At 54.1% G+C, this 2500-nt stretch carries 3 rRNA genes (1 of these 3 only partly in view); all 3 read right to left on the bottom strand.

The window, feature by feature from the left end:
• Positions 1 to 12: 12 nt before the first annotated feature.
• A 16S ribosomal RNA gene (locus DESUT3_RS06370) occupies positions 13 to 1567 on the bottom strand.
• Positions 1568 to 1917: 350 nt separating this feature from the next.
• Positions 1918 to 2034, bottom strand: a 5S ribosomal RNA gene (gene rrf, locus DESUT3_RS06365).
• A 163-nt stretch (positions 2035 to 2197) separates the two neighbouring features.
• A 23S ribosomal RNA gene (locus DESUT3_RS06360) occupies positions 2198 to 2500 on the bottom strand; it runs 2654 nt beyond the window's last position.

Raw genomic sequence — 2500 nt, 5'->3', positions numbered from 1 at the left:
TTGGCTCCTTAGAAAGGAGGTGATCCAGCCGCAGGTTCCCCTACGGCTACCTTGTTACGACTTCACCCCAGTTACCGACCATACCATAAGCGGCTGCCTCCCGAAGGTTAGCCCACCGATTTCAGGTACAATCGACTCCCGTGGTGTGACGGGCGGTGTGTACAAGGCCCGGGAACGTATTCACCGCGCCATGCTGATGCGCGATTACTAGCGATTCCAACTTCATGGAGTCGAGTTGCAGACTCCAATCCGAACTGAGACCGGCTTTTTGGGATTGGCTCCACCTCGCGGTCTTGCTTCCCTTTGTACCGGCCATTGTAGCACGTGTGTAGCCCTGGACATAAGGGCCATGAGGACTTGACGTCATCCCCACCTTCCTCCGGTTTAACACCGGCAGTCTCCTTAGAGTGCCCAACTTAATGATGGCAACTAAGGACAAGGGTTGCGCTCGTTGCGGGACTTAACCCAACATCTCACGACACGAGCTGACGACAGCCATGCAGCACCTGTCACCGATCCAGCCGAACTGACCCCTATGTTTCCATAGAGTACGATCGGGATGTCAAACCCAGGTAAGGTTCTTCGCGTTGCGTCGAATTAAACCACATGCTCCACCGCTTGTGCGGGCCCCCGTCAATTCCTTTGAGTTTTAGCCTTGCGGCCGTACTCCCCAGGCGGGGTACTTAATGCGTTAGCTTCGGCACCGCAGGGGTCAATACCCGCGACACCTAGTACCCATCGTTTACGGCGTGGACTACCAGGGTATCTAATCCTGTTTGCTCCCCACGCTTTCGCGTCTCAGCGTCAGTATCGGTCCAGGTAGCCGCCTTCGCCACCGGTGTTCCTCCGAATATCTACGGATTTCACCCCTACACTCGGAATTCCACTACCCTCTCCCGTACTCAAGTCATCCAGTTTCCAATGCACTTCCCAGGTTGAGCCCGGGGCTTTCACATCAGACTTAAATGACCGCCTGCACGCGCTTTACGCCCAATAATTCCGAACAACGCTTGCACCCTCCGTATTACCGCGGCTGCTGGCACGGAGTTAGCCGGTGCTTCCTTTGAGGGTACCGTCAGCCCACAAGGATATTAACCTTGCGGGGGTTCTTCCCCTCTGACAGAGCTTTACGACCCGAGGGCCTTCATCACTCACGCGGCGTTGCTGCGTCAGGCTTTCGCCCATTGCGCAAAATTCCCCACTGCTGCCTCCCGTAGGAGTCTGGACCGTGTCTCAGTTCCAGTGTGGCTGATCATCCTCTCAGACCAGCTACCCATCGTTGCCTTGGTAGGCCATTACCCCACCAACTAGCTAATGGGACGCGGACTCATCCGATGACAGTAGGCCCGAAGGTCCCCACCTTTTCCCGCAGGCTCCGAAGAGCCCGTGGGCTTATCCGGTATTAGCACTCCTTTCGGAATGTTATCCCAGATCACCGGGTAGATTATCCACGTGTTACTCACCCGTGCGCCACTTTCCTCACCCCGAAGGGTGATTCACGTTCGACTTGCATGTGTTAAGCACGCCGCCAGCGTTCGTTCTGAGCCAGGATCAAACTCTCCAGTTGATATAACTGAATGTATTTGATTCAAGCTTTTGATTGACTTGATTTGCTGCCCGCAAATCATCTTCTACTTCTGCTATTTAGTTTTCAAAGACCAAGTGTTTCGCTTTCCGCCGCCGTTGGCAGCGGGAAGGAACTCTACCGAATCTCGACTCGACTGTCAAGGGCTTTTGTCGATTTTTTTTCCGCTGCCAGCCGCCTACTCATCCGCCTGCCGCTGCAGGCGCCTTTCAACGGCGAGCGGTGTTTATAACCGATCGGCCCGTGCTGATCAAGAGTCTTTTTTCGTTTTTAAAGAGCGAGTTTTCGGAAGAAACGGGGCCCCTCCTGATGGAGGGGCCCCGTCCATTTAATTTCGGCGGCGACCTACTTTCCCACATAGTTACCCATGCAGTATCATCGGCGCGGTAGGGCTTAACTTCTGTGTTCGAGATGGGAACAGGTGTGACCCCTACGCCATAGCCACCGAAAACCGTAAAACTGGTTTCCAATTGCCTAAGACTTTTTACGATGCACTAAAGGCAGTGATCAGTAATCAGTGATGAGTGATCAGTTACTTCAACTGCCTGCTCGATTCGTATATGGAGTCAGTGGGGCGAGGCGAACCTCGCCCCACTGCTCACGAAACTTTTTATGGTCAAGCCTCACGGTCAATTAGTACCGGTTAGCTGAACACATTGCTGTGCGTACACATCCGGCCTATCAACGTTGTAGTCTCCAACGGACCTTTAGGGGATTGCTCCCAGGGAGATCTCGTCTTGAGGGGGGCTTCCCGCTTAGATGCTTTCAGCGGTTATCCTTTCCGAACATAGCTACCCTGCTAATGCCTCTGGCGAGACAACAGGAACACCAGTGGTTCGTCCATCCCGGTCCTCTCGTACTAAGGACAGATCCTCTCAAATCTCCTGCGCCCACGGCAGATAGGGACCAAACTGT

The organism is Desulfuromonas versatilis, assembly GCF_019704135.1.
In the GTDB taxonomy this organism is placed as follows: Bacteria; Desulfobacterota; Desulfuromonadia; order Desulfuromonadales; family NIT-T3; genus Desulfuromonas_A; species Desulfuromonas_A versatilis.
Note: the sequence above shows the minus strand (reverse complement) of the source record. Positions and strands in the feature narration are given on the sequence as shown.